This window comes from Amycolatopsis sp. NPDC049868 (assembly GCF_044461365.1).
Taxonomy (GTDB): domain Bacteria; phylum Actinomycetota; class Actinomycetes; order Mycobacteriales; family Pseudonocardiaceae; genus Amycolatopsis.
In genome coordinates this window covers 214,244-233,073 of the sequence record NZ_JBITKV010000009.1, presented here as the reverse complement: position 1 = coordinate 233,073, position 18,830 = coordinate 214,244, and the positions used below count along the sequence as shown (strand labels likewise).

The window sequence follows — 18,830 nt, the reverse complement described above, 5'->3', positions numbered from 1 at the left end:
GCGTCAGCGCGTGCGCCGGACACGGGCGGCCGCGACCAGGAAACCGGTCGCGACGGCACCCGCGATCGAGCAACCGAGGCCGAACAGGACCGCGGGCTCGTGCACTCTCAGCACGGAGACGCACAGCCACGCCGTCGCGCCGAACAGCAAGCCGAGGACCGGCCCGCCGACGAGCGCGCCCCGCCAGCGGTGTCCGTTCCGGATGGTCCGCAGCCCGGATTCCAAGTACGCCAGGGCGAACAGGGCGAGGATCAGGCTGCCCGCGCCGAGCGCGCTCGCGAGCGGATGCTGTTCGGTGACGACGGTGAAGGTCCGCGGGACACCGTCCGCCGTCAGGGTCGCGGTGACGGCGCCGCCGACGATCCACCGGGTGAGCCCGGGAAAAGCGAGATCGGCACGGAAGCCCTCGCCCTCGGGTTTCGGTGCCGCCGACGCCGAACCGAGCGGGATCCCAGCGGCGGCAAGAGCGAGAGTCACCTGTTCCGGGTTCCCCTCCCCCGTCACGGCGAACGTCTTGCTGAGATCGATGGGCGCCGACGAGGCCGCGACGCCGTCGATCTTCAGCGTCGTGGCCTCGTGCGGCAGCCGTTCCGGCGTGAGCAGGGTGAGCACCACGAGCGCGATCGCGGCGACCGCCGCGGCCAGCCGGAACCAGAGCACCGTGCCGGGCTGTTTCCCCGGCTGGAAATCCGCGCGGGTCGCCGACAGCGTCGGATCCGGTGCGGGGCGGCGGACCGGCCGGGTCGGGCCGTCTCCGGCAGGCGCCGGCGCGCCGATCGCGGAGATCACCCTCGGCGTGAGGTGCCGGACCGGCACACGGGAGCGTTCGAGCCAGCCCGGCCCGTACACGGCTGTGGCGGCGGAGGCGAGATCGGCGGCGAAGGTCTCCGCGTCGCGGTACCGCGAGTCGAGTTCGCGCGAGAGGCTGCGCATGACGACCCCGGCGAGCGGTGACGGCACGCCGTCGATCGGGCGCGGATCGGTGAACATGTGCTGGCGCATCATGCTGATCGCGCCACGGGTGTTGTCGAACGGCAGCTTCCCGGACAGCAGTTCGTAGAGCACCGTGCCCGCCGAGTAGACGTCCGCCGCCGGGCTCAGCGCGTTGCCCATCGCCTGCTCGGGCGCGATGTAGGCGGGTGTGCCGAGGACTTCGCCGCCGTGCGTGACCAGGGTGGCGCCCTCGCTGATCACCTTCGCGATGCCGAAGTCGGCCACCTTCATCACGCCTTGTGTGGTGAAGAGCAGGTTCTTCGGTTTGACGTCGAGATGCAGCACGCCCGCCTCGTGCGCCGCGTGGAGCCCGGCGAGCATCGCGAGCCCGATCGCACAGGCCTGCTCCCCGCCGATCTCACCACTGTGGAACCGGCTGTGCACCGTGCCGCCGTCGAGCCGTTCCATCACCAGCAGATGCTCACGGCCGGTGCGCACGTAGTCGTACACCGGCACGATGTGCGGATGGTCGAGGCTGGCCAGCACGCGCGCTTCGCGGTCGAACAGTTCACTGCTGACGGCGTGGTTCAGCACGTCCCACGGCAGCTGTTTGATCGCGACGTCGCGGCGCAGCGAACGGTGGACGCCGGCGAAGACGACCCCCATCCCGCCCTGTCCGATCGCGGCCCCGATCTCGTACTGCGGTAGCGCGGCGACGACCTCGGCGGGTGCGCTCATCGGTTGAATTCCTCGGTGGCGTCGGGAAAGCGGACCGTCTCGTCGCCGCTGGGGCCCGGCGCGGGATGCGGGGTCAGATAGCCGAGCAGGAAGGCGATCGCCGCGGCACCGAGGACCACCGGGATCTCGATCGCCGGCTCCGGTGGGACGAGCCGCAGCACCGACAGCGAAACGACGGCGACGAGCCCGGTGCCGAATCCGGCCGGCAGGAAACGCAGGCCGCGCCGCCACCGGTTGGGGGGAAGGCGATGGCGGGCCAGCGCGAGCAGGGCGGTCAGCCACGCCAGCACGGTGAGCACGAGCATCGCGAGCCCGAAAGCGCCGTAGACGGACCAGAAGGAACCGCGGATGTCCGCGACGGTGGTCGCCTCGCCGAGCGTGCCGCGCTGCGCGTCGAGCAGTTCGACCGTCGACGGGAGCAGCCCGATCGCTTGACCGGACAGGTCCGCCATGTCCAGCACGAAGGTCCTGGTGACCCGGCTGTGCGCGGGGACCTCGAACGGCGCCGTGGTGTCGTAGGCGAAGAAGGTCAGCGCCAGCGCCACACCGGACACCCGCACGCTGCGGACCTTGAGAGCGGTCCCTCCGCTGTTGGTGGCCGTGACGGTGAGTTCGACCTGTTTCGCCGGGTCGATCATGACCGTGGCGTTGGCGATCGGCCGGTCGCCGAGGGTGACCGCCAGGTCGAGCTTGCCACGGGCGACATCGTCCGCATTGGCCGGCGACGAGCCGAGGAGGACCGCGCACAGCCCCAACGCAACCCCTGCCGCGATGACACGTCCCATTTTGCGCATCCCCTGTTTTCCTTGGCCGACTGGTCCGGAATGCTACAGCGAGTACTTACCGGAGAGGGACGTCCCAATGCGTATCGTGGTTCGCCTGATATTCGGCGCCGTGACCGGTTTGTTGTTCCTGCTTTCCCAGGTGGGAGCGGGAAACGCCCAGCAGTCCCCGTATCAGTCCACAGTTGGTTTGAAACCTTCGAGCGGACCCGCCGGGAGTTCCTTCACCATTTCCTGGAATTTCTCCCCATGCAAAGGACCGATTTCTTTCTCGTGGGACGGAGCGGCGATCACGTCGGTCAGTGCCCCTAGTGGACAGATCGGGGCGACCGTTCCGGGTAACGCGACACCTGACAGCCACACGGTTACGGGCACCTGCACGAACGCGAGGACCGGCCAGCCCTTGACCGGGAGCGCGACCTACCGCGTGACCGGGACCGTGACCACGGCGCCGCCGACGACGAAGGTGCCTCCGACGACGAAGCCGACGGTCCCGGTGACCACCCCGACCAGGCCGGGAACGACCACCAAGCCGACCACTCCGGTCACCACGACGACGCCGCCCACCACGAACCCACCGTCCACAACGGACACTCCCCCGCCGCCGACGGACGTCCCGTCGACGAGCAGCACCCCGCCGAGCCCGAACGACCTGATCCTCGACCGGCCGAGCGTGCAGCCCGGCGACGCGCTGTCCGCGACGGGCAAGGGCTGCACGCCCGGCGAACGCGTCACGCTGACGTCGGACGGCGAACGCGTCGGCGGCGCCTACGCCGACGGCACCGGTGCCTTCACCGCGGCCGTCGAGTTCACGCGGATCGAGGCGGGCAGGCACACCGTCGTCGCGGACTGCGGCGTGCGGCTCACCGGCGCCGTCGAGCAGGTCGTGACCAGTTCATCCGGCGGGCACAGCGGCACCCTGGTGGTGCTGGTGTTCTTCGTACTGACCGGGATCACCGTGATCCGCTTTCCCTGAGATCAGCGCGGTGGCCGCATCGCCGCGAAGACCAGGAGCAGCGCGGCCAGGAAGAAGGCGGCGAACGCCAGGTCGATCAGGAAGCCGACGACGAGTCCGGTGATCATCGCTCACTCCTGTGCCGTCCTGGCGGCTTCACGACGGCGCGCGTACAGGCTGGTGAACGAGACCGTGACGAGGACGGCGACGATCACGCCCAGCGAGGCCGGGGTCGGAACCTGCGGCACCGACGGCCAGATCCCGTGTGCCCAGTGCAGGACCAGCTTCACCCCGATGAAAGCGAGGATGATCGCGAGACCGTGGTTCAGGTGGACCAGCTTCGCGAGCGCTGTGTGGAGCACGAAGTACAAGGCGCGCAAACCCATCAGGGCGAAGGCGTTGGTGGCGAACACGAGGTACGGGTCTTCGGTGATGCCGTAAACCGCGGGCACGGAATCGACCGCGAACACCACGTCGGTCGCGAACACCGCGACGACCACGACCGCCAGCGGGGTGAGCGCACGGCGTCCGTGTTCACGCACGGTCAGCCGGGTGCCGCGATAGTCGTCCGTGACCGGCATCAGCCTGCGCAGCAACCGGACCGACCGCAGCTGCGAAAGGTCCAGCTCGTTCTGACCGCCGGACATGGCCTCGCGCAGGATCTTGACCGCCGAAGCGAACAGGATCACGCCGAAGACGAGGAACGCCCAGGTTCCCGCCGACAGCATCGCGGCGCCGGCCGCGATGAACACGCCGCGGAGCACCAGCGCGCCCACGATGCCGTACAGCAGGACACGTTGCTGCACCTCGGACGGGACCGCGAAGGCGGCGAGCAACAGCATGAAGACGAACAGGTTGTCGACCGACAGGGATTTCTCGACGACGAAACCCGTCATGAACTCCAGCGCCTGCCCGCCGCCGAATTCGAGCCACAACCAGAGCCCGAACACCGCCGGAAGCGCGAGGTAGAAGGCCGACCAGCCGGCGGCCTCCCGCATCGACACCTCGTGGGGGCGCCGGGTCACCGCGAAATCGGCGACGAGCAGTGCCAACAGGACGGCGATGCTGATCGCCCACAACCCCGGCGATCCCACGGTTGCCACGGACTCGGGCATGGAGCCTCCTCGAACTCGAAGTTCGAGGTCTCCTTCACCCCGCTGGGGCGACCTCCCGGGGACACCGGCGGAATGTCCGTACTGACCGGGCAGGCTCTTGGGAAGTACTCCCCTCGTCTGTCCAGTATCGCATTTAGTAAAGAGTTATTAAAGCGAGGGTCAAGCCGGGCCCTCCCTCAGGACGCCGCGTACCGCGTCGACGGACAGGTCGTCCCAGGGGAATTCGGCCATCCACCAGGTCGCCCCCGCCCGCTCATAGGGTGCGAGATCGGTGCCAGCGGGCACCCCGATGGCGAAGTCGTACGGCGTCTCGTCGCCTTCGCGCAGTGCGGTGATCGTCTCGACCGCCTCGGCGAACTCGTCCGCGTGCGGCAGGTTCACCGGGAAGAATCCGTCGTACCGCGCGGCCCTGCGCATCGGCTTCGTCTTCCCCGGAAAACCGGCAAGCCAGACGGGGACCGGGCGGGCAGGACGAGGCAGGAAGGTGATGTCGTCGACCGTGTAGTGCACGCCGTGATGCCGCACGGGCTCGCCGGACCAAGCGGCGGTGAGGATCTCGAGCGACTCGTCGAGCATCTCGGCGCGCTTGCGATCGTCGGGTTCGTCGCCGGTTTTCGAGAACTCCCCGCCGAAGCGGTCGCTGCCGAGCCCTGCGCCGAGGATCAGCCGTCCGCCGCCCAACCGGTCCAAAGTGGCCGTTTCGCGGGCGAGCTTGACCGGACGGCGACGGGCCAGCGGCGTGACCATCGGGCCGAAGGCGAGGTTCTCGGTGGCGGACGCGACGGCGGCGAGGGTGATCCACGGATCGGCGATCGCGCGCACCGGCTCGCGCCAGCGGATGTGATCCCAGACGAACAAGCCGTGCCAGCCCGCTTCTTCGGCTTCGGCGGCGAGGCGCGCGATGATCACCGGATCGGCCAGTTCGTCGAAGATCGGCAGCCAGAGTGCTGAACGCAGAGTCATGCCTGTGACCGTACGGACCGGCACCGACGTTCAGGGCGGTTTAGCGTGACCGAGTGGACGGCACGTGTGATTCGACGGACGACACGCGTGACCGGTTGGACGACACTCGGCCGCGACCGGTCCCACCGCGAGCCGTCCGGCTGGACACGTGTGCCGTCCACTCAGTCACGCGTGTCGTCCGTCTGATCACGCGTGCTGCCCAGGTTGACAACGCCACTAGAGTTCAACCAGGACATTGATTAACCTATCGGTTGAATACTCTGCGGAAGAGAACCACGATGACCGACCTGACGATCACCCGCCTCCTCGACGCGCCGCGCGAGCTCGTCTTCCGCGTGTGGACCGACCCGGACCATCTCGCCCAGTGGTGGGGCCCGGCCGGGTTCACCAGCAAGTCCTGCACGGTCAACCTCATCGAGGGCGGCAAGTGGCGCACCTGCATCAGCGACGGCGAGACCGAGCTGTGGGCATCAGGCGTCTACCACGAGATCGTCCCGCCGGAGCGGCTCGTCTTCAGCTTCGCCTGGGAAGAACCGGAAGGCTTCCGTGGGCACGACACCCTTGTCACGGTCGCCCTCTCCGACCTCGACGGCAAGACGGAGATGTCGTTCCATCAAGCGATCTTCGAGACCGTGGCGGAGCGCGACAGCCACATCGAAGGCTGGCAGTCCTGCTTCGGCCGCCTCGCCGCCCACCTCACGGAGCATGCAGCAGATGGGAGCGGTCGATGAGGTCGCTCATGGCCCGCTGGAACTCGCTTCGCCGCTTCTCGCTCCATCCGGCGGTCAGCTGCTCGAAAACCTGCTCCTGCCAGCGGTGAGCCTGGTCGAGCATGGATCGGCCCGCGGCCGTCAACGAAACCTCGCGACGGCGCCCATCGCTCCGTGAGGCCTCCATGGACAGGTAGCCCGCCTCGATCGCGGCCTTGACCAGTCGCGACGCGCCGCTCTGGTCGAGGCCGATCTCGACGGCGATCGCGTTCACCGTCGTCTCGGCCCCGCGCCCGGCGAGGGAGTGGACCGCCTCGCCGACGAGGACGAGACGGCCCTGATCGGCGACGGCCGCCGTCCGGCGTGACCAGTGCCGGACGAAGGCGAACAGCGCCTGACCCGGACCTTGGGCACTCATTCGGTGGCCGCCATCTCGCGGCAGATGTAGGCCAGCTCCAGCGCGGACTTCAGGTCGGGCAGCCGGAGCGCCGCGGTGACCTTGCCGCCGCCCACCCGGAACACGGTCGCCACCCGGGTCGGTCCCGCGCTTTCGGGCCAGGTCGCGTCCTCTTCCACCACCATCAGTCGATCGCTGACCGGATGCCACGATCGCGGCTTCAGCCTGATCCCCGAGCGATCCACCCAATCGGCGAACTGCTCGGACGTGATCGGCCCGGCACCCTTCGGCCCGAGGACGACGACAGGATCTCCGACCGCGTCCGCCGATCGCCTCAGGTCGCCTTCGTTGACACTCTCGTGCCACTCGTTGATCGCCGCTTCGAGTTCCATGGCTCAACTATATGCGAAACGCATACATTTAGCCCACCGATCCCAGCACCTGCCGGGCCCGCGCCACCCCGTCCTCCTCACGCAGCCGTCCCGCGACGTACTGCGCTCCGCGCCGGAACAGGAGGTTGCCGGACAGTTCCAGCAGCCGCGCGGTCAGCGAGTCCGCGGTCAGCTCCCGCAGCGGCAGCGGGCGTGGCCCGGCGCCGAGCCGGAAGACCCGGTCGCCCCAGTAGGGCTGGTCGGAGAAGACCGGGCAGACCAGCGAAGGAGCACCCGCGCGCAACGCGGCCGCGGTCGTGCCCGCGCCACCGTGGTGCACCACCGCAGCGGTGCGCGGGAACAGCCACGCGTGCGGAACGTCCCCGACGGTCAGCAGATCGTCTTCGTCGGCTCCGGCATCGGTACCGAGCAGCCCTCGCAACCCTGCCCGGCGCAACGCAGTGCGGACGGCCGCGAACGTCCGTTCCGCCTCCGACGGCCGCATACTGCCGAAACCGACGTACACCGGAGGCGGCCCGGACGCGAGGAAATCCCGCAAGCGCGGGTCCGGCCGCCAGGCCGCGGGCGCCTCGAGGAACCAGTACCCGGTGACGTGGACCCTCGCGGGCCAGTCCTTCGGCCGGGGCACCACGGCATCGGAAAACCCGCACAGCACCGGGGTTTCCGTCCGCCGGGGCCCGCGCAGCCCGGCCGTGGGCAGGCCGAGTGTCCGCTCGCGCCAGCGGTCCATCTCCGGCCGCAGTACCTGCCAGGCGACCGTGTCGACGGCACGGAAACTCAGCCTCCTGCCGAACGGCCCGGCTTTGGCCGCCCACGGCACCAGCGGATGCGCGAAGGCCCCCGTCGGCACGCTGGGCTGATAGTGCAGTTCGACGTCGGGAACGCCGAGCGACGCGCCCAGGTGCGCGCCGAGGAATCCCAGCGTCGGGGCGAGTACGAGGTCCGCCCCGGCCGCTCCCTGGTGGACGTCGGCCAGCAGGCGCTCCATCACCGGGGCCAGCGCACCGCGCAATCCGCGCAGGAAGGTCACGGACGTGCGCCCCTCCGTCCATTCGCGTCCACCGTCCGAACTGAGGATCTCCCCGGGATCGGCCGAGAGCGGCGCGAAATCCAGGCCGTGCGAGGTCACCAGGGTCCGGAACCGTTCGGCCGCCAGCACCCGCACCCGATCGCCGTCGAGGCCACGCCCCAAGGCGATGCACGGCTGCACGTCGCCTCGTGAGCCGGGAGCGACGATCACGACGAGCCGGCTCATCGCTTCGCCGCCGTCAGCCGGTAGCGGAGGCGGAACGGCAGGTTCGCCAGCACCGCGGCGATACGCGCGTCCCGGCCGACCAGGTACCTCGGCGCGACACGGCGTGCGGTCAGCGCGCGGACCACCACCAGCGCCGCCCGCTCGGGCGGCACACCGTTCCTCGCGGACCGTTCCGCACTGCGTTCGGCCTCGTCCAGTTGCGCCGCATACCTTTCCCTCGCGGCTTCCGGCAGTGCGGCCCGCACCTGTTCGGCGGCGGCGCGGGCCCGCGGCCAGATCGAGGTGGCGACGGCACCGGGCTCGACGAGGACGACGCCGATCCCGGACGGGGCCAGTTCGGCGCGCAAGCTGTCGGTCAAACCGACCAAAGCGAACTTCGACGTGTGATACGGCCCGACCATCGGCCCGGCGATCCGCCCGCCCATCGACCCGACCGTCACGACCCTGGCACCGGACGCGGCGCGCAGCGCGGGCAGCATCGCCTGCGTGACGGCCAGCTGACCGGTGACGTTGACCTCCAGCTGCTGCCGGAAATCGTCGAGCGGGACGTGTTCCAGCGGACCCGGCCGGGCCATCCCGGCGTTGTTCACCAGGCCCTGCAACGGACCCGCCGCCGCGACCTTCTGCCCGCAGGCCGCGATCGACGCCGGATCCCGGAGATCCATCCGCAGCACGGTGACCGCTCCGCCGAAGGTCCGCGCGAGTTCCGTTTCATCCGCGTCGGTGCGCACACTGGCCCAGACGTGGGCGTCCCGCCGGACGAGTTCGGCCACGCACGCCCGGCCGATCCCGCTCGACGCCCCGGTGACCACAAAGGACGGACGGGTCACGACGCCTCCCCCGCCTTCACCGGCGCGGCGAGGGCACGCAGCATCCTCGGCCACGTCTTGTGCAACTGGTCCTGCCAATACGCCCAGTGATGCGTGCCCGGTCCGTAGAAGTCCGTCATGACCGGGACACCGAGCCGGTTCAGCCGGTCGGCCATCGCGGTGGTCTGGCCGGAGCAGAGGAATTCGAGCAGCATCGCGCCGGGCAGCACGTCGATCGGGAGCTTGCCGTCGAACGGCCCCGGGAGGCCATTGCCGGTGGACAGGTACAGCTCGGTGCCGCGCAGGCGGTCGGCGTTCACCAGCGGATCGTGCGCGTCCCAGCGGGAGGCCTCACGCCGGCGGTCACCCCAGAGCGCTTCGGGGTCCTGCCGGGCAGAGGCGACGATAGCGCTGGTCAGCAGCTCGCCATACGGCCCCGTGGGGTTGAGGTTGCCACTGAAGGACCCGGCGAACCGGAATACCCCCGGCCGCCGGGCGGCGAGTTCGACCGCGCCGTAGCCGCCGAGCGAGAGCCCCGCCGCCACCCGGCGGCCGTCCCCGCGATAGCCGCGATCGATCAACTGCGGGATCTCGACGGCGGTGAACGTCTCCCATTGATTGAGCACGACGTTCTTGCCGTAATTCCACCAGTCGGAAAAGAACCCCGCCGAACCGGAACCCGGCATCACCACCAGCGCGCCGGAGTCGTCGGCGAGCTTCCGGATGTCGGTGTTGGCGGTCCAGCCGCGATAATCCTGCAGCCGCGTCTCCCCGGCGAGCAGATACACCGCCGGCCACTTCCGGTCCGGTTCGGTCGCCCACCCCGACGGCAGGATCAGCCGGACCATCGCGTAACTCCCGACGCCGACCGAGCGCACGGTGAGATCCAGCATCCGCGGGTCACCGTCCACAGTGGTCTGGGCCACGACGTGCGAGCCGTCATCGGCCCTGGCGTCCGGGACACCGCTCTCGGCTCGTGCCGGGGCCGCGACGACGCCGGGCAGCAAGCAGGTGGCGGCCGCCAGCGACGCGAAGACCCGCAGCCGCCTCGAAGTATTGCGCATACGTAATCCTTTGTCTCGGTCGTTCGACAGAATTCGAAAATGTGACGACGGTTACCCGAGAAAGAAACTCAGAGGTGGCGACACGTTAAGCGGATGCGCGTCTTCCGCGCAATTGTCCTGCCCACAATCCGGGAGGACAATATGAATGCGAGGGAAACAAGAAAACCATCAGCCTCCCCCAGTCGGGTGACCCATCGCTCACGGACAGTGAGCAACTGTGGCACGGGAGTACCAGACTGGCTCGCGCACCTGCGAAAAGCCCGGAACACGCAGGTCACGCCCCGTACACGAAGGACATTTACGTTCTCTTGACGCCTTCCGGTATTCGATTTCCCGCCGTAGCCTTCGTCGTGCCGCCCGGGTTCGGCGTTCCCTGACGCGACCCCGGCGCCCGCGTCCCACCGAAGGGACCACACCTCCCCAAGGACCCTTCCGAAAGGGCTATTCATGGCTGCCCGAATTCGCGCGCTCGTCGTATCCGCCGCCGCGGTCGCGACCATTTCCGGTACACCCGGAGAATCGATTCAGGCCGCGCCCGCACCGCCGTCCCCCGCCGTTCCGGAGGCCGCGCTGCTGCCGCCGGAAACCGTCCCGCACGCGTCCGCGCGCGACGGTTTCGACGTGGCCTCGGCACTGTCCACCCCGGACCGCGGGGAGAGCAGGGTCGACGTCGGTGGTTGCGACGACGTCGTCCACGGCAGGCTGGTCGGCGACGGTGCCACCGGCCAGGGCTTCCAGTCCGCCGTCCCCGGTGGCCAGGTCTCCGAACTGGTCGCCCGCATGACGAACCCACCCGACCTGGCGGCATGGGCCGCGCAGGCCGGGCGGTGCCCGAAGGTGACGGTCGACGACGCGGCCGGTACCGCGGTGTCGACCGTCACCGTCCACCCCGCTCCCGTCGTGCCGGGCGCGAAAACCCTTTCCTACGAACAACTCCTGACGCTCCCCGGGCAGCCCCCCGAACTGCCGGGACTGCGTCTGCGCACCGTCGCCATCGCCGCCGACGACGTGCTGGTCGTGCTTCGTGACGCCGGGACGACCGGCCTCGATCTCGACGCGCTCGCCGTCGACGCCTGGCGGCACGCCGCCGGTCCGCTCGGCCGCTGAACCCCCGCATCGCCCCCGCCGAACTCCCGAACCCGCCCGGCCGAAGGCCCCGCTATCGCGGTGGCAGGGCGCCTAGGCCGCCACCGTGACCTAGCCGACCAAGCCGCGCCCTGCCGACGTCGATCGCGGTCGCGGGTTCACCCTGGATATTGAGGAGACGTCATGTCCTTGGCCCCCGAAAACCTGCCCGCCACGGCCGGCCCCACCCTCCCCGACTGCCTCCGGCATTGGGCGGAAACCGATTGCGACCGGCCTGCGGTGACCTTCGCCGACTTCGCGACCGATCGCGCCGGGCGCCGACGGACGCTGACGTGGAAACAGCTCAAGGAACGCGTCGACGCCGTCGCGGGAGCGCTGCCCGTCCGGCCCGGTGACCGGGTGGCGGTGCTGTGCCCCCAGAGCGCCGATTACGTCGTCGCCTTCCTCGGCGCGATCACCGCGGGCGCGATCGCCGTGCCGTTGTTCGATCCCGGGCTGCCCGGGCACGCCGGACGGCTCGCCGCGGTACTGACCGACTGCTCCCCCACCGCGGTGATCACCACCGCCGCGGCCGAGGACGCGGTCCGCGAGTTCCTGGCGGGCCTGCCCGGCGGCGAGGACGTCACGGTCGTCGCGGCCGACAAGGCGGGGCCCGTCCGCGCCTGGCCCGCCCCGGCCCCGGCACCGGACGACGTGGCGTATCTGCAGTACACCTCCGGTTCGACGCGCAGCCCGGCCGGAGTGGTGCTGACCCACGAGAACGTGCTCGCCAACGTCAGCCAGGCGGTGCGCGGGCTCGGTATCGATCCGGCGGGGACCACGGTGTCGTGGCTGCCGCTGTTCCACGACATGGGTCTCGTGCTCGGCCTGATCACGCCGCTGGCGATGGGTATGCGGTCGGTGCTGATGGATCCGCTGGCCTTCATCGAACGCCCGGTGCGCTGGCTGGAGCTGCTCGGCGACCACAACGGGAGCTGGAGCGCCGCCCCGAACTTCGCGTTCCACTACGCCGCGAGCCGGGTGCGCGAGGAGGACCGCGCCAAGCTCCGTCTCGACCGTGTCGCCGCGATCGTCAACGGCGCCGAGCCGATCAATCCCGGCGTGCTCGACCGGTTCCACGAAACCTTCGCCGAGGCCGGGTACACCCCGGACAAGACCCGGCCCGCGTACGGGCTGGCCGAGGCGACGGTGTTCGTCACCACCGGTCCCGGCGTTCCGCCGCGGGTCACCACGTTCGACCGCGCCGCGCTGGGAGCCGGAACGGCACGGACGGCGGACGACGGTCTCCGGCTGGTCGCCTGCGGTGTCCCGGTGGGTCAGCAGGTCGCGCTGGTCGACCCGGAAACCGGGGTCGCGCTGGCGGACGGTTCGGTCGGCGAGATCTGGGTCCACGGCCCCAACGTCGGCACGGGCTATTGGCAGAAACCCTTGGAGAGCACCGAAACCTTCGGCGCCCGGCTGGCAGGCGACCACGGGGAACTTCCGAACGGTCCCTGGTTGCGCACCGGCGACCTCGGCGTCCGGTACGACGGCGAGGTCTACATCGCGGGCCGGATCAAGGACCTGCTCATCGTCGACGGCCGCAACCACTACCCGCAGGACGTGGAAGCGACGGCGGCCTCGGCCGACCGCGACATCCGGCCCGGCAGTGTCGCCGCGTTCGCCGTCGAAGGCACCGACACCGAAGCCGCGGTCGTCGTCGCCGAGCACCGCGGCCACACCGCGCTGACCACCGGGGACGAGCGGGCGCTCGCCGTGGTGATCCGGCGGCTCGTTTCCGACGCGCACGGCCTCGCGCTGCGCGACGTCGTGCTCGTCCCGGCGGGCCTGGTCCCGCGGACCTCCAGCGGCAAGATCGCGCGGAGCGCCTGCCGCGACCGCTACCTCGCCGGCGATTACGGAAAGGCCTTGGTGCGATGAGAAACCCGTCGTTCGACACCCCCACGTTACGCCGCTGGCTGCTGGACACCGTCGCCGGGCACACCGGCGTCGACGCGGCCCGGCTCGAAGCCGACCGCCCGCTCAGCGACTACGGCCTGTCCTCCCGCCAGGCCGTCGGTATCGCCGCCGATCTCGAAGACCTGCTCGGCACTCCGCTCCCGGCCACCCTGCTGTGGGAAAGCCCGACCATCGATCACCTGGCCCGCTCGCTCGCTGGCGACACGGAGCCCGAACCCGAACAGGCGGGCACGGACCGTCGCCGGACCGATCCGGTCGCCGTCGTCGGCCTCGGCTGCCGCTGGCCGGGCGCGGACGGCCTCGACGAGTTCTGGGAGCTGCTGCGCAGTGGCCGGGACGCCGTCAGGACCGCGCCGCCGGGCCGGTGGGGCGCCGACGCCGCACCGACCGTCGGCGGATTCCTCGACGACGTGGCCGGTTTCGACGCGGACCACTTCGGCATCACTCCGCGCGAAGCGTCCACAATGGACCCACAGCAGCGGATGCTGCTGGAGGTCGCCTGGGCCGCGCTCGAACACGCCGGGATCGCCCCGGCCTCCCTGCGCGGCAGCCGGACCGGGGTGTTCACCGGGATCTCCACCCACGACTACGGCCACCTCACGATGTCGGGCGGCGGCGTGGATCTGTGGACCGCCACCGGCGCGGCCGGGAGCATCGCGGCCAACCGGCTCTCCTACGTCTACGACCTGCGCGGGCCGAGTATGGCGGTGGACACCGCCTGCTCCTCGTCGCTGGTCGCGGTGCACCACGCGATACGCGCGCTGCGCGACGGCGAGGCGGATCTGGCCTTGGCCGGCGGGGTGAACCTCATGCTGCTGCCCGGCCCGACGGCCGCGTTCGCCGCGGCGGGGCTGCTCGCCGAGAACGGCCGGTGCAAGACGTTCGCCGCGGACGCCGACGGCATCGCGCGTGCCGAGGGCTGTGGTGTCGTCGTGCTCAAGCGGCTGGCGGACGCCGAATACGACGGTGACCGGGTGCTGGCGGTGATCCGCTCCACCGCGGTCAACTCCGACGGCCGGTCACAGGGTATGGCGGCGCCGAACCCGATCGCCCAGCAGGACATGCTGCGCACGGCGTACCACGGCGCCCGGCTCGATCCGTCCACAGTGGACTACGTCGAGGCGCACGGCACCGGCACGTTGCTGGGCGACCCGATCGAGGCCCGCTCGCTCGGCGCGGTGCTCGGCAAGAACCGCCCCGCCGACGCCCCGCTGCTGATCGGCTCGGTGAAGACGAACATCGCGCACGCGGAGGCGGCCGCGGGGATCGCCGGGCTGATCAAGGTCGTCCTCGCGATGACCAGGGACGAACTGCCACCTCAGCTGCATTTCACCGCCCCCAACCCGCATATCCCGTTCGACGATCTGCGCCTGAAGGTGGTGACCGAACCGACGCCGTGGCCGCGCCGGTCCGGCCGGGCGACGGCGGGGGTGTCCGCGTTCGGTTTCGGCGGGACCAACGCGCACGTCGTCCTCGAACAGGCGCCGTCGCTGGAGCCGATCCCGGACCGTGACGAGGTCCGCATCGGGCTGTTGTCCGCCCGCACCCACGACCGCCTCACCGAACGGGCGACACAGCTGGCGGACTGGCTGGATGCCACGCCGTCGCTTTCCCTCGCCGACGTCACCCACACGCTCTCCCGGCGGGACAACGGCGGTCCGCACCGCGCCGCCGTCGTCGCCGGGGACATCGACGAACTGGCCGAGTTGCTGCGCGCCGTCGGCTCCGGTGCCGATCCGCTGCCCGCGGGCGCGGTCGCCGGCACCGCCCGGAGCACCGACGGCCCGGTGTTCGTGTTCTCCGGCCACGGCTCGCAGTGGCCGGGTATGGGACAGGGGCTGCTGGCCGCCGAACCCGCGTTCTCCGCCCAGGTCGACAAGCTCCACGACCTGTTCACCGAGCACACCGGCCGTTCGCTGCGCACGCTGCTCACCAGCGGGGATCCCTTGTCCCTGCCCGAAACCCAGACGGCCATCTTCGGCACGCAGATCGCGCTCGCCGCCCAGTGGGAGGCACTCGGCATCCGGCCCGCGGCCGTCGTCGGGCACTCCCTCGGCTCCGCGGCGGCCGCCGTGGTGAGCGGCGTGCTCACGCCCGACGAGGCCGTCCACCTGGTCGCGACCCGGGCCCGGCTCCTGGGCACCATCGGGCCCGGCGGCGCGATGGCGGCGGTCGAACTGGCGCCCGAAGAGCTGGACCTGTACCCGGACATCGAACTCGCCGTCGAATCCGCACCGGGGCAGCTGACCGTGGCCGGGGACGCGACCGTACTCGACCTGTTGGTCGCCGAACTCGAAGCCGCCGGGCTGCGGGCGCGGCGGCTGCCGGTCGAGGTCGCCGGGCACTCCGCCCGCGTCGACCCCGTGCTGCCCGCCCTCCGGGAGGCACTCGTCGAACTGGGCGGCCGGCGTCCGACGGTTCCTTGGTACGACACGGTTCTGGCCGATCCGAAGGAGCTGCCGGACTTCGACGCCGGGTACTGGGCCACGCACCTGCGCCGTCCGGTGCGGTTCCGGCAGGCCGTGGCGGCCGCCGCCGCGGACGGGCACCGCGTGTTCCTCGAAGTGTCGCCGCATCCGATCCTCCGGGGTTCGGTGGCGAGGACGCTCGAAGCCGAGGGGATCGACGACGCGCTCGTCACCGGAACCTTGCGCCGGGGCCAGGACGAGGTCCGCGCGCTGGGCGCCGCCGCGGCCGAGCTGTACTGCGCGGGCACCAGGATCACCACCGCCGATCCGGACGACGGGGCCCGGCTCGTCGACGTCCCGCCGATGCCGTGGCGGCACGAACGGCACTGGTACACCGCCGCCGGGGAACCGCCGTCGTTCGCGGCCCGCACCCCGGAGCCCGAACCCGTGCGGAGCGGCGGAGGCGACCGGCTCACCGAGATCGTCGCCGCCGTCATGGGGTTGCGTCCCGACCGGCTCGACGCCCACGTCCCGCTGGTGGAGCTCGGATTGGATTCCCTGATGGCGAACCGGATCCGCGAGGCCGTCCGGCGGGAGTTCGGCACCGAACCCGATGCCACCGCCGTGCTCCGTGGCGCCACGCTTGCCGACCTCAGCCGCGATCTCGCGCCCCGCGAGAACGAGGAACCGCTGCCGTCCCGCGGTCTTGCCTGGGACGCGGCGGACCGGCTGGTGCTGCGCCTGTGGCAGGAACACACCGGCACCGAAGCGGCCGGTACACACGTCCGGCTGACCGAGACGGCCGCACCGGATCGGCTGTCCGAACTACTCGCCGAGGGGCTCAGCACCGAACTCGCCACGGCTGTCGACGCCGCCGAACTCCTTCGGCACGACTCGCTCGCGGCCGTCGCCGACGTCGCCCGCGCGGTCCTCGACACGCGGGAGGAGCGGGGACCGGTGCACGTCCTCGCGCCCGGTGACGCCGGAGTCGCGCCGCTGCTGCTGTTCCACCCTGGCGGCAGCACCTGCACCGTGTACCGGCCGCTGCTGGAGCGGCTGCCCTCCGGGGTGCCGTGCGTCGGGTTCGAACGCGTACCCGGTGTCAGCATCGAGGAACGGGTCGAGCAGTTGCTGCCGTTGGTGCGGGAACAATCTCGCGACCGGCCGTACCGGCTGGCGGGCTGGTCGTTCGGCGGGGCGCTGGCGTACGGCGTCGCCGCCCGGCTCGCCGAAGAAGGCGAGGAGGTCGAATTCGTCGCGCTGATCGACACGATGCTCCCGCTTCCGGAGCCGGACCTCGATCCGAGGGCGTCCTCCGCCCGGCGGTTCCTGCGGTTCACCGGCTACGTCGAAGGCACCTACGGCCGCGAAGTGCGGCTCGGCCACGAGGAACTGGCACCGCTGCCCGAAGAGGAGCAGATCGAGCTGACCATGCGGCGGGTCGCCGAAGCGGGATTGCTCAGCCCCGGCGTGCTACGGCACCAGCGTCAGTCCTTTTTGGACACGCTGGCGGCCGAACGCGGTACACCCCGCCGCTACGACGGGCGGGTCGTGCTCTACCGGGCGACCGAGCAGTACGCGGCCGGGCTGGCGATGGAGCCGCGGTATTCGCGGACGGATCTCGCGGCGGGCTGGGCGGAACTGTGCCCGGAGCTGGAGATCGTGCCGGTGGCGGCGCATCACCTGTCGGTGGTCGACCCGCCGCACGTCGATGTCGTGGCGAGGCATCTGACGGGACTCCTGTGACCACGGCCCGGGCCGAGCGAGCGGTCGACCGCGCCTGGCCGTTGCTGGCGGTACTCGGCGCCGGGCTCTTCCTCGTGGCGGTCGACGCGACCGTGCTGCACGTCGCGTTGCCCGACCTCGTCCGGCAGCTGCGGCCGGGCGCGGCGGCACAGGTGTGGATCGTGGCGATCTACCCGCTGACCGCCGCGCCGCTGCTGCTGCCGTTCGGCACCCTCGGCGACCGGTACGGGCGACGGCGCGTACTGGTCGCCGGGTACGTCGTGTTCGGGATCGCGTCGCTCGGCTGCGCGTTCGCGCCGAACGTGCCGGTGCTGCTGGGCTGCCGCGCGCTGCTCGGCTGCGGTGGCGCGATGATCATGCCGGTGACGATGTCGCTGCTCCGCGAGCTGTTCCCGGACCAGCGGCGTCGCCGCACGGCGATCGCGGTGTGCAGCGGGATCGCGGGCACCGGGTCGGTGTTCGGGCCGATCCTCGGCGGGGTGCTCGTCGAGGCGTGGGGCTGGCGGGCGACGTTCCTGCTGAACCCGCCGGTGATCCTGGCGGCGGTGGTACTGGCGCTGCGCTGGCTTCCCCGGAACCCGCCCGGGCGGCGGCCGTGGGACGCCGTCAGCGCGGCCCTGGCGGCGGGTGGTGTCCTCGGGATCGCTTTCGCCGTCGGGCATCCGGGTGCCTGGACCACGGCCGTCGCCTCGGGGGTGGCCGGGAGTGTCCTCATCGGACTGTTCCTGCGCCGCCAGCGCCGGACCGATCCGCCGCTGCTGGACCTCGCCCTGTTCCGGCGGCCGGGGGTACGCGCCGCGGTCGGCGGGGTGCTGCTGGTGATGAGCACGCTCGTCGGGCTCGGCCTGCTGTTCGCCCAATACCTGCAGGTGGTGCTCGGACTCTCGCCAACGGCGGCGGCGGGCCGGCTGCTCCTGGTACTGGGCGCCTCGGCGGTCGGCAGTGTGGTGACGCCGTCCCTGCTGGGACGTTTCGGCAACGCCCGGGTCCGCACGGCCGGGTTCGCGGTGGCCGCGGTCTCGTTGCTGGTCCCGGCGGCGGGTTCGGCCGCGCTGACGTCGCCGGTACTGCTGGGTGCCGGGCTGACCGGGCTGGGCCTGGGGATGGCGCTCGCGCTCACTTCGAGCACCGACACCCTGCTTTCGGCGACGTCGGCGGACCAGGCGGGCGGTGCCGCGGCGGTGGAGAAGACCGGCTACGAACTGGGCGCCGGTTTCGGGACGACGGTGTTCGGTTCCCTGGCCGCCGCCGTGTACGCGGGGCATCTGGCTGTCCCGGCCGGCGTGCCCGAACCGGCGCGGGTGCTCGCCCTGTCGGGACCGGCTCAAGCGGAGGCGGCTGTCTCGGGACTGCCGTCGCGTTTAGCCGGCGAAGTGCTCGAAGCCGCGAAAGCCGCCTGTACCACAGGGCTTCAGGTGTCGGCGGCAGTCGCTTGTGGACTGTTCCTGGTGGCCGTACTCGTCAGCGCGGGACTTCCGGCCGAAATCGCAAAAGGCCCCACCCTCGACGGGTGAGGCC

Annotated in this window: 15 protein-coding genes; 6 read left to right on the top strand and 9 right to left on the bottom strand. The window is 71.1% G+C overall.

Annotation, left to right across the window (positions count from 1 at the left end; translation table 11 throughout):
• Positions 1–3 precede the first annotated feature (3 nt).
• Together ACIBTM_RS31920 and ACIBTM_RS31915 are read right to left on the bottom strand one after the other, a co-directional pair.
• Entirely contained in the window at positions 4–1,671 is a 1,668-nt protein-coding gene (locus ACIBTM_RS31920; protein ID WP_395880861.1) for a serine/threonine-protein kinase, read from the bottom strand.
• Positions 1,668–2,456 carry a hypothetical protein gene (locus ACIBTM_RS31915; protein ID WP_395880860.1) on the bottom strand — a complete coding sequence of 263 codons (789 nt, stop codon included), beginning with the start codon at positions 2,454–2,456 and terminating at the stop codon, positions 1,668–1,670. The genes ACIBTM_RS31920 and ACIBTM_RS31915 overlap by 4 nt, the downstream gene beginning before the upstream one ends.
• A gap of 400 nt (positions 2,457–2,856) precedes the next feature.
• On the opposite strand from ACIBTM_RS31915, the gene ACIBTM_RS31910 reads away from it, so the two are divergent.
• Positions 2,857–3,429, top strand: a complete 573-nt coding sequence (locus tag ACIBTM_RS31910) for a hypothetical protein (RefSeq protein WP_395880859.1) — start codon at positions 2,857–2,859, stop codon at positions 3,427–3,429.
• A 110-nt stretch (positions 3,430–3,539) separates the two neighbouring features.
• Here ACIBTM_RS31910 and ACIBTM_RS31905 read toward each other — a convergent pair whose 3' ends face one another.
• Together ACIBTM_RS31905 and ACIBTM_RS31900 are read right to left on the bottom strand one after the other, a co-directional pair.
• Positions 3,540–4,523 carry a TerC/Alx family metal homeostasis membrane protein gene (locus tag ACIBTM_RS31905; RefSeq protein WP_395880858.1) on the bottom strand — a complete coding sequence of 328 codons (984 nt, stop codon included), beginning with the start codon at positions 4,521–4,523 and terminating at the stop codon, positions 3,540–3,542.
• Positions 4,524–4,682: 159 nt separating this feature from the next.
• Entirely contained in the window at positions 4,683–5,486 is an 804-nt protein-coding gene (locus ACIBTM_RS31900) for an LLM class flavin-dependent oxidoreductase (protein WP_395880857.1), read from the bottom strand.
• 278 nt (positions 5,487–5,764) lie between these two features.
• Here ACIBTM_RS31900 and ACIBTM_RS31895 point away from each other — a divergent pair, with 278 nt between their 5' ends.
• Positions 5,765–6,217 (top strand): SRPBCC domain-containing protein, encoded by a 453-nt coding sequence (locus ACIBTM_RS31895; RefSeq protein WP_395880856.1) that lies wholly within the window; start codon positions 5,765–5,767, stop codon positions 6,215–6,217.
• On the opposite strand, the gene ACIBTM_RS31890 is transcribed toward ACIBTM_RS31895, so the two are convergent.
• The 5 genes from ACIBTM_RS31890 to ACIBTM_RS31870 are packed head-to-tail and all read right to left on the bottom strand — an operon-like array spanning position 6,183 to position 10,113.
• Positions 6,183–6,614, bottom strand: coding sequence for a MarR family winged helix-turn-helix transcriptional regulator (locus ACIBTM_RS31890; RefSeq protein WP_395880855.1), 432 nt, complete (start codon positions 6,612–6,614; stop codon positions 6,183–6,185). The genes ACIBTM_RS31895 and ACIBTM_RS31890 overlap by 35 nt on opposite strands.
• A complete protein-coding gene (locus ACIBTM_RS31885; protein WP_395880854.1) occupies positions 6,611–6,985 on the bottom strand; it encodes a hypothetical protein in 375 nt (124 codons plus the stop codon). The genes ACIBTM_RS31890 and ACIBTM_RS31885 overlap by 4 nt, the downstream gene beginning before the upstream one ends.
• A gap of 28 nt (positions 6,986–7,013) precedes the next feature.
• The gene (locus ACIBTM_RS31880; protein WP_395880853.1) at positions 7,014–8,240 is read right to left on the bottom strand and encodes a glycosyltransferase; all 1,227 of its coding nucleotides are present in this window, start codon (positions 8,238–8,240) and stop codon (positions 7,014–7,016) included.
• Positions 8,237–9,070 carry an SDR family NAD(P)-dependent oxidoreductase gene (locus tag ACIBTM_RS31875; protein WP_395880852.1) on the bottom strand — a complete coding sequence of 278 codons (834 nt, stop codon included), beginning with the start codon at positions 9,068–9,070 and terminating at the stop codon, positions 8,237–8,239. The genes ACIBTM_RS31880 and ACIBTM_RS31875 overlap by 4 nt, the downstream gene beginning before the upstream one ends.
• The gene (locus ACIBTM_RS31870; protein WP_395880851.1) at positions 9,067–10,113 is read right to left on the bottom strand and encodes an alpha/beta hydrolase; all 1,047 of its coding nucleotides are present in this window, start codon (positions 10,111–10,113) and stop codon (positions 9,067–9,069) included. Before ACIBTM_RS31870 ends, ACIBTM_RS31875 begins: the two co-directional genes overlap by 4 nt.
• A 447-nt stretch (positions 10,114–10,560) precedes the next feature.
• On the opposite strand from ACIBTM_RS31870, the gene ACIBTM_RS31865 reads away from it, so the two are divergent.
• The 4 genes from ACIBTM_RS31865 to ACIBTM_RS31850 all read left to right on the top strand — a co-directional run bounded on the left by ACIBTM_RS31865 (position 10,561) and on the right by ACIBTM_RS31850 (position 18,826).
• Entirely contained in the window at positions 10,561–11,220 is a 660-nt protein-coding gene (locus tag ACIBTM_RS31865; RefSeq protein ID WP_395880850.1) for a hypothetical protein, read from the top strand.
• Positions 11,221–11,382: 162 nt separating this feature from the next.
• Positions 11,383–13,119: a fatty acyl-AMP ligase gene (locus ACIBTM_RS31860; RefSeq protein ID WP_395880848.1), complete on the top strand. Its 1,737-nt coding sequence runs from the start codon at positions 11,383–11,385 to the stop codon at positions 13,117–13,119.
• A complete protein-coding gene (locus ACIBTM_RS31855; protein WP_395880846.1) occupies positions 13,116–17,312 on the top strand; it encodes a beta-ketoacyl synthase N-terminal-like domain-containing protein in 4,197 nt (1,398 codons plus the stop codon). Before ACIBTM_RS31860 ends, ACIBTM_RS31855 begins: the two co-directional genes overlap by 4 nt.
• Positions 17,309–18,826 (top strand): MFS transporter, encoded by a 1,518-nt coding sequence (locus ACIBTM_RS31850; RefSeq protein WP_395880845.1) that lies wholly within the window; start codon positions 17,309–17,311, stop codon positions 18,824–18,826. The genes ACIBTM_RS31855 and ACIBTM_RS31850 overlap by 4 nt, the downstream gene beginning before the upstream one ends.
• The last annotated feature ends 4 nt before the right edge of the window (positions 18,827–18,830 follow it).

Coding starts and splice junctions, on each gene's coding strand:
- ACIBTM_RS31895 (WP_395880856.1), top strand. CDS start 5,765: ATGACCGACCTGACGATCACCCGCCTCCTCGACGCGCCGCGCGAGCTC.
- ACIBTM_RS31860 (WP_395880848.1), top strand. CDS start 11,383: ATGTCCTTGGCCCCCGAAAACCTGCCCGCCACGGCCGGCCCCACCCTC.
- ACIBTM_RS31870 (WP_395880851.1), bottom strand. CDS start 10,113: ATGCGCAATACTTCGAGGCGGCTGCGGGTCTTCGCGTCGCTGGCGGCC.
- ACIBTM_RS31865 (WP_395880850.1), top strand. CDS start 10,561: ATGGCTGCCCGAATTCGCGCGCTCGTCGTATCCGCCGCCGCGGTCGCG.
- ACIBTM_RS31900 (WP_395880857.1), bottom strand. CDS start 5,486: ATGACTCTGCGTTCAGCACTCTGGCTGCCGATCTTCGACGAACTGGCC.
- ACIBTM_RS31885 (WP_395880854.1), bottom strand. CDS start 6,985: ATGGAACTCGAAGCGGCGATCAACGAGTGGCACGAGAGTGTCAACGAA.
- ACIBTM_RS31880 (WP_395880853.1), bottom strand. CDS start 8,240: ATGAGCCGGCTCGTCGTGATCGTCGCTCCCGGCTCACGAGGCGACGTG.
- ACIBTM_RS31855 (WP_395880846.1), top strand. CDS start 13,116: ATGAGAAACCCGTCGTTCGACACCCCCACGTTACGCCGCTGGCTGCTG.
- ACIBTM_RS31915 (WP_395880860.1), bottom strand. CDS start 2,456: ATGGGACGTGTCATCGCGGCAGGGGTTGCGTTGGGGCTGTGCGCGGTC.
- ACIBTM_RS31905 (WP_395880858.1), bottom strand. CDS start 4,523: ATGCCCGAGTCCGTGGCAACCGTGGGATCGCCGGGGTTGTGGGCGATC.
- ACIBTM_RS31920 (WP_395880861.1), bottom strand. CDS start 1,671: ATGAGCGCACCCGCCGAGGTCGTCGCCGCGCTACCGCAGTACGAGATC.
- ACIBTM_RS31890 (WP_395880855.1), bottom strand. CDS start 6,614: ATGAGTGCCCAAGGTCCGGGTCAGGCGCTGTTCGCCTTCGTCCGGCAC.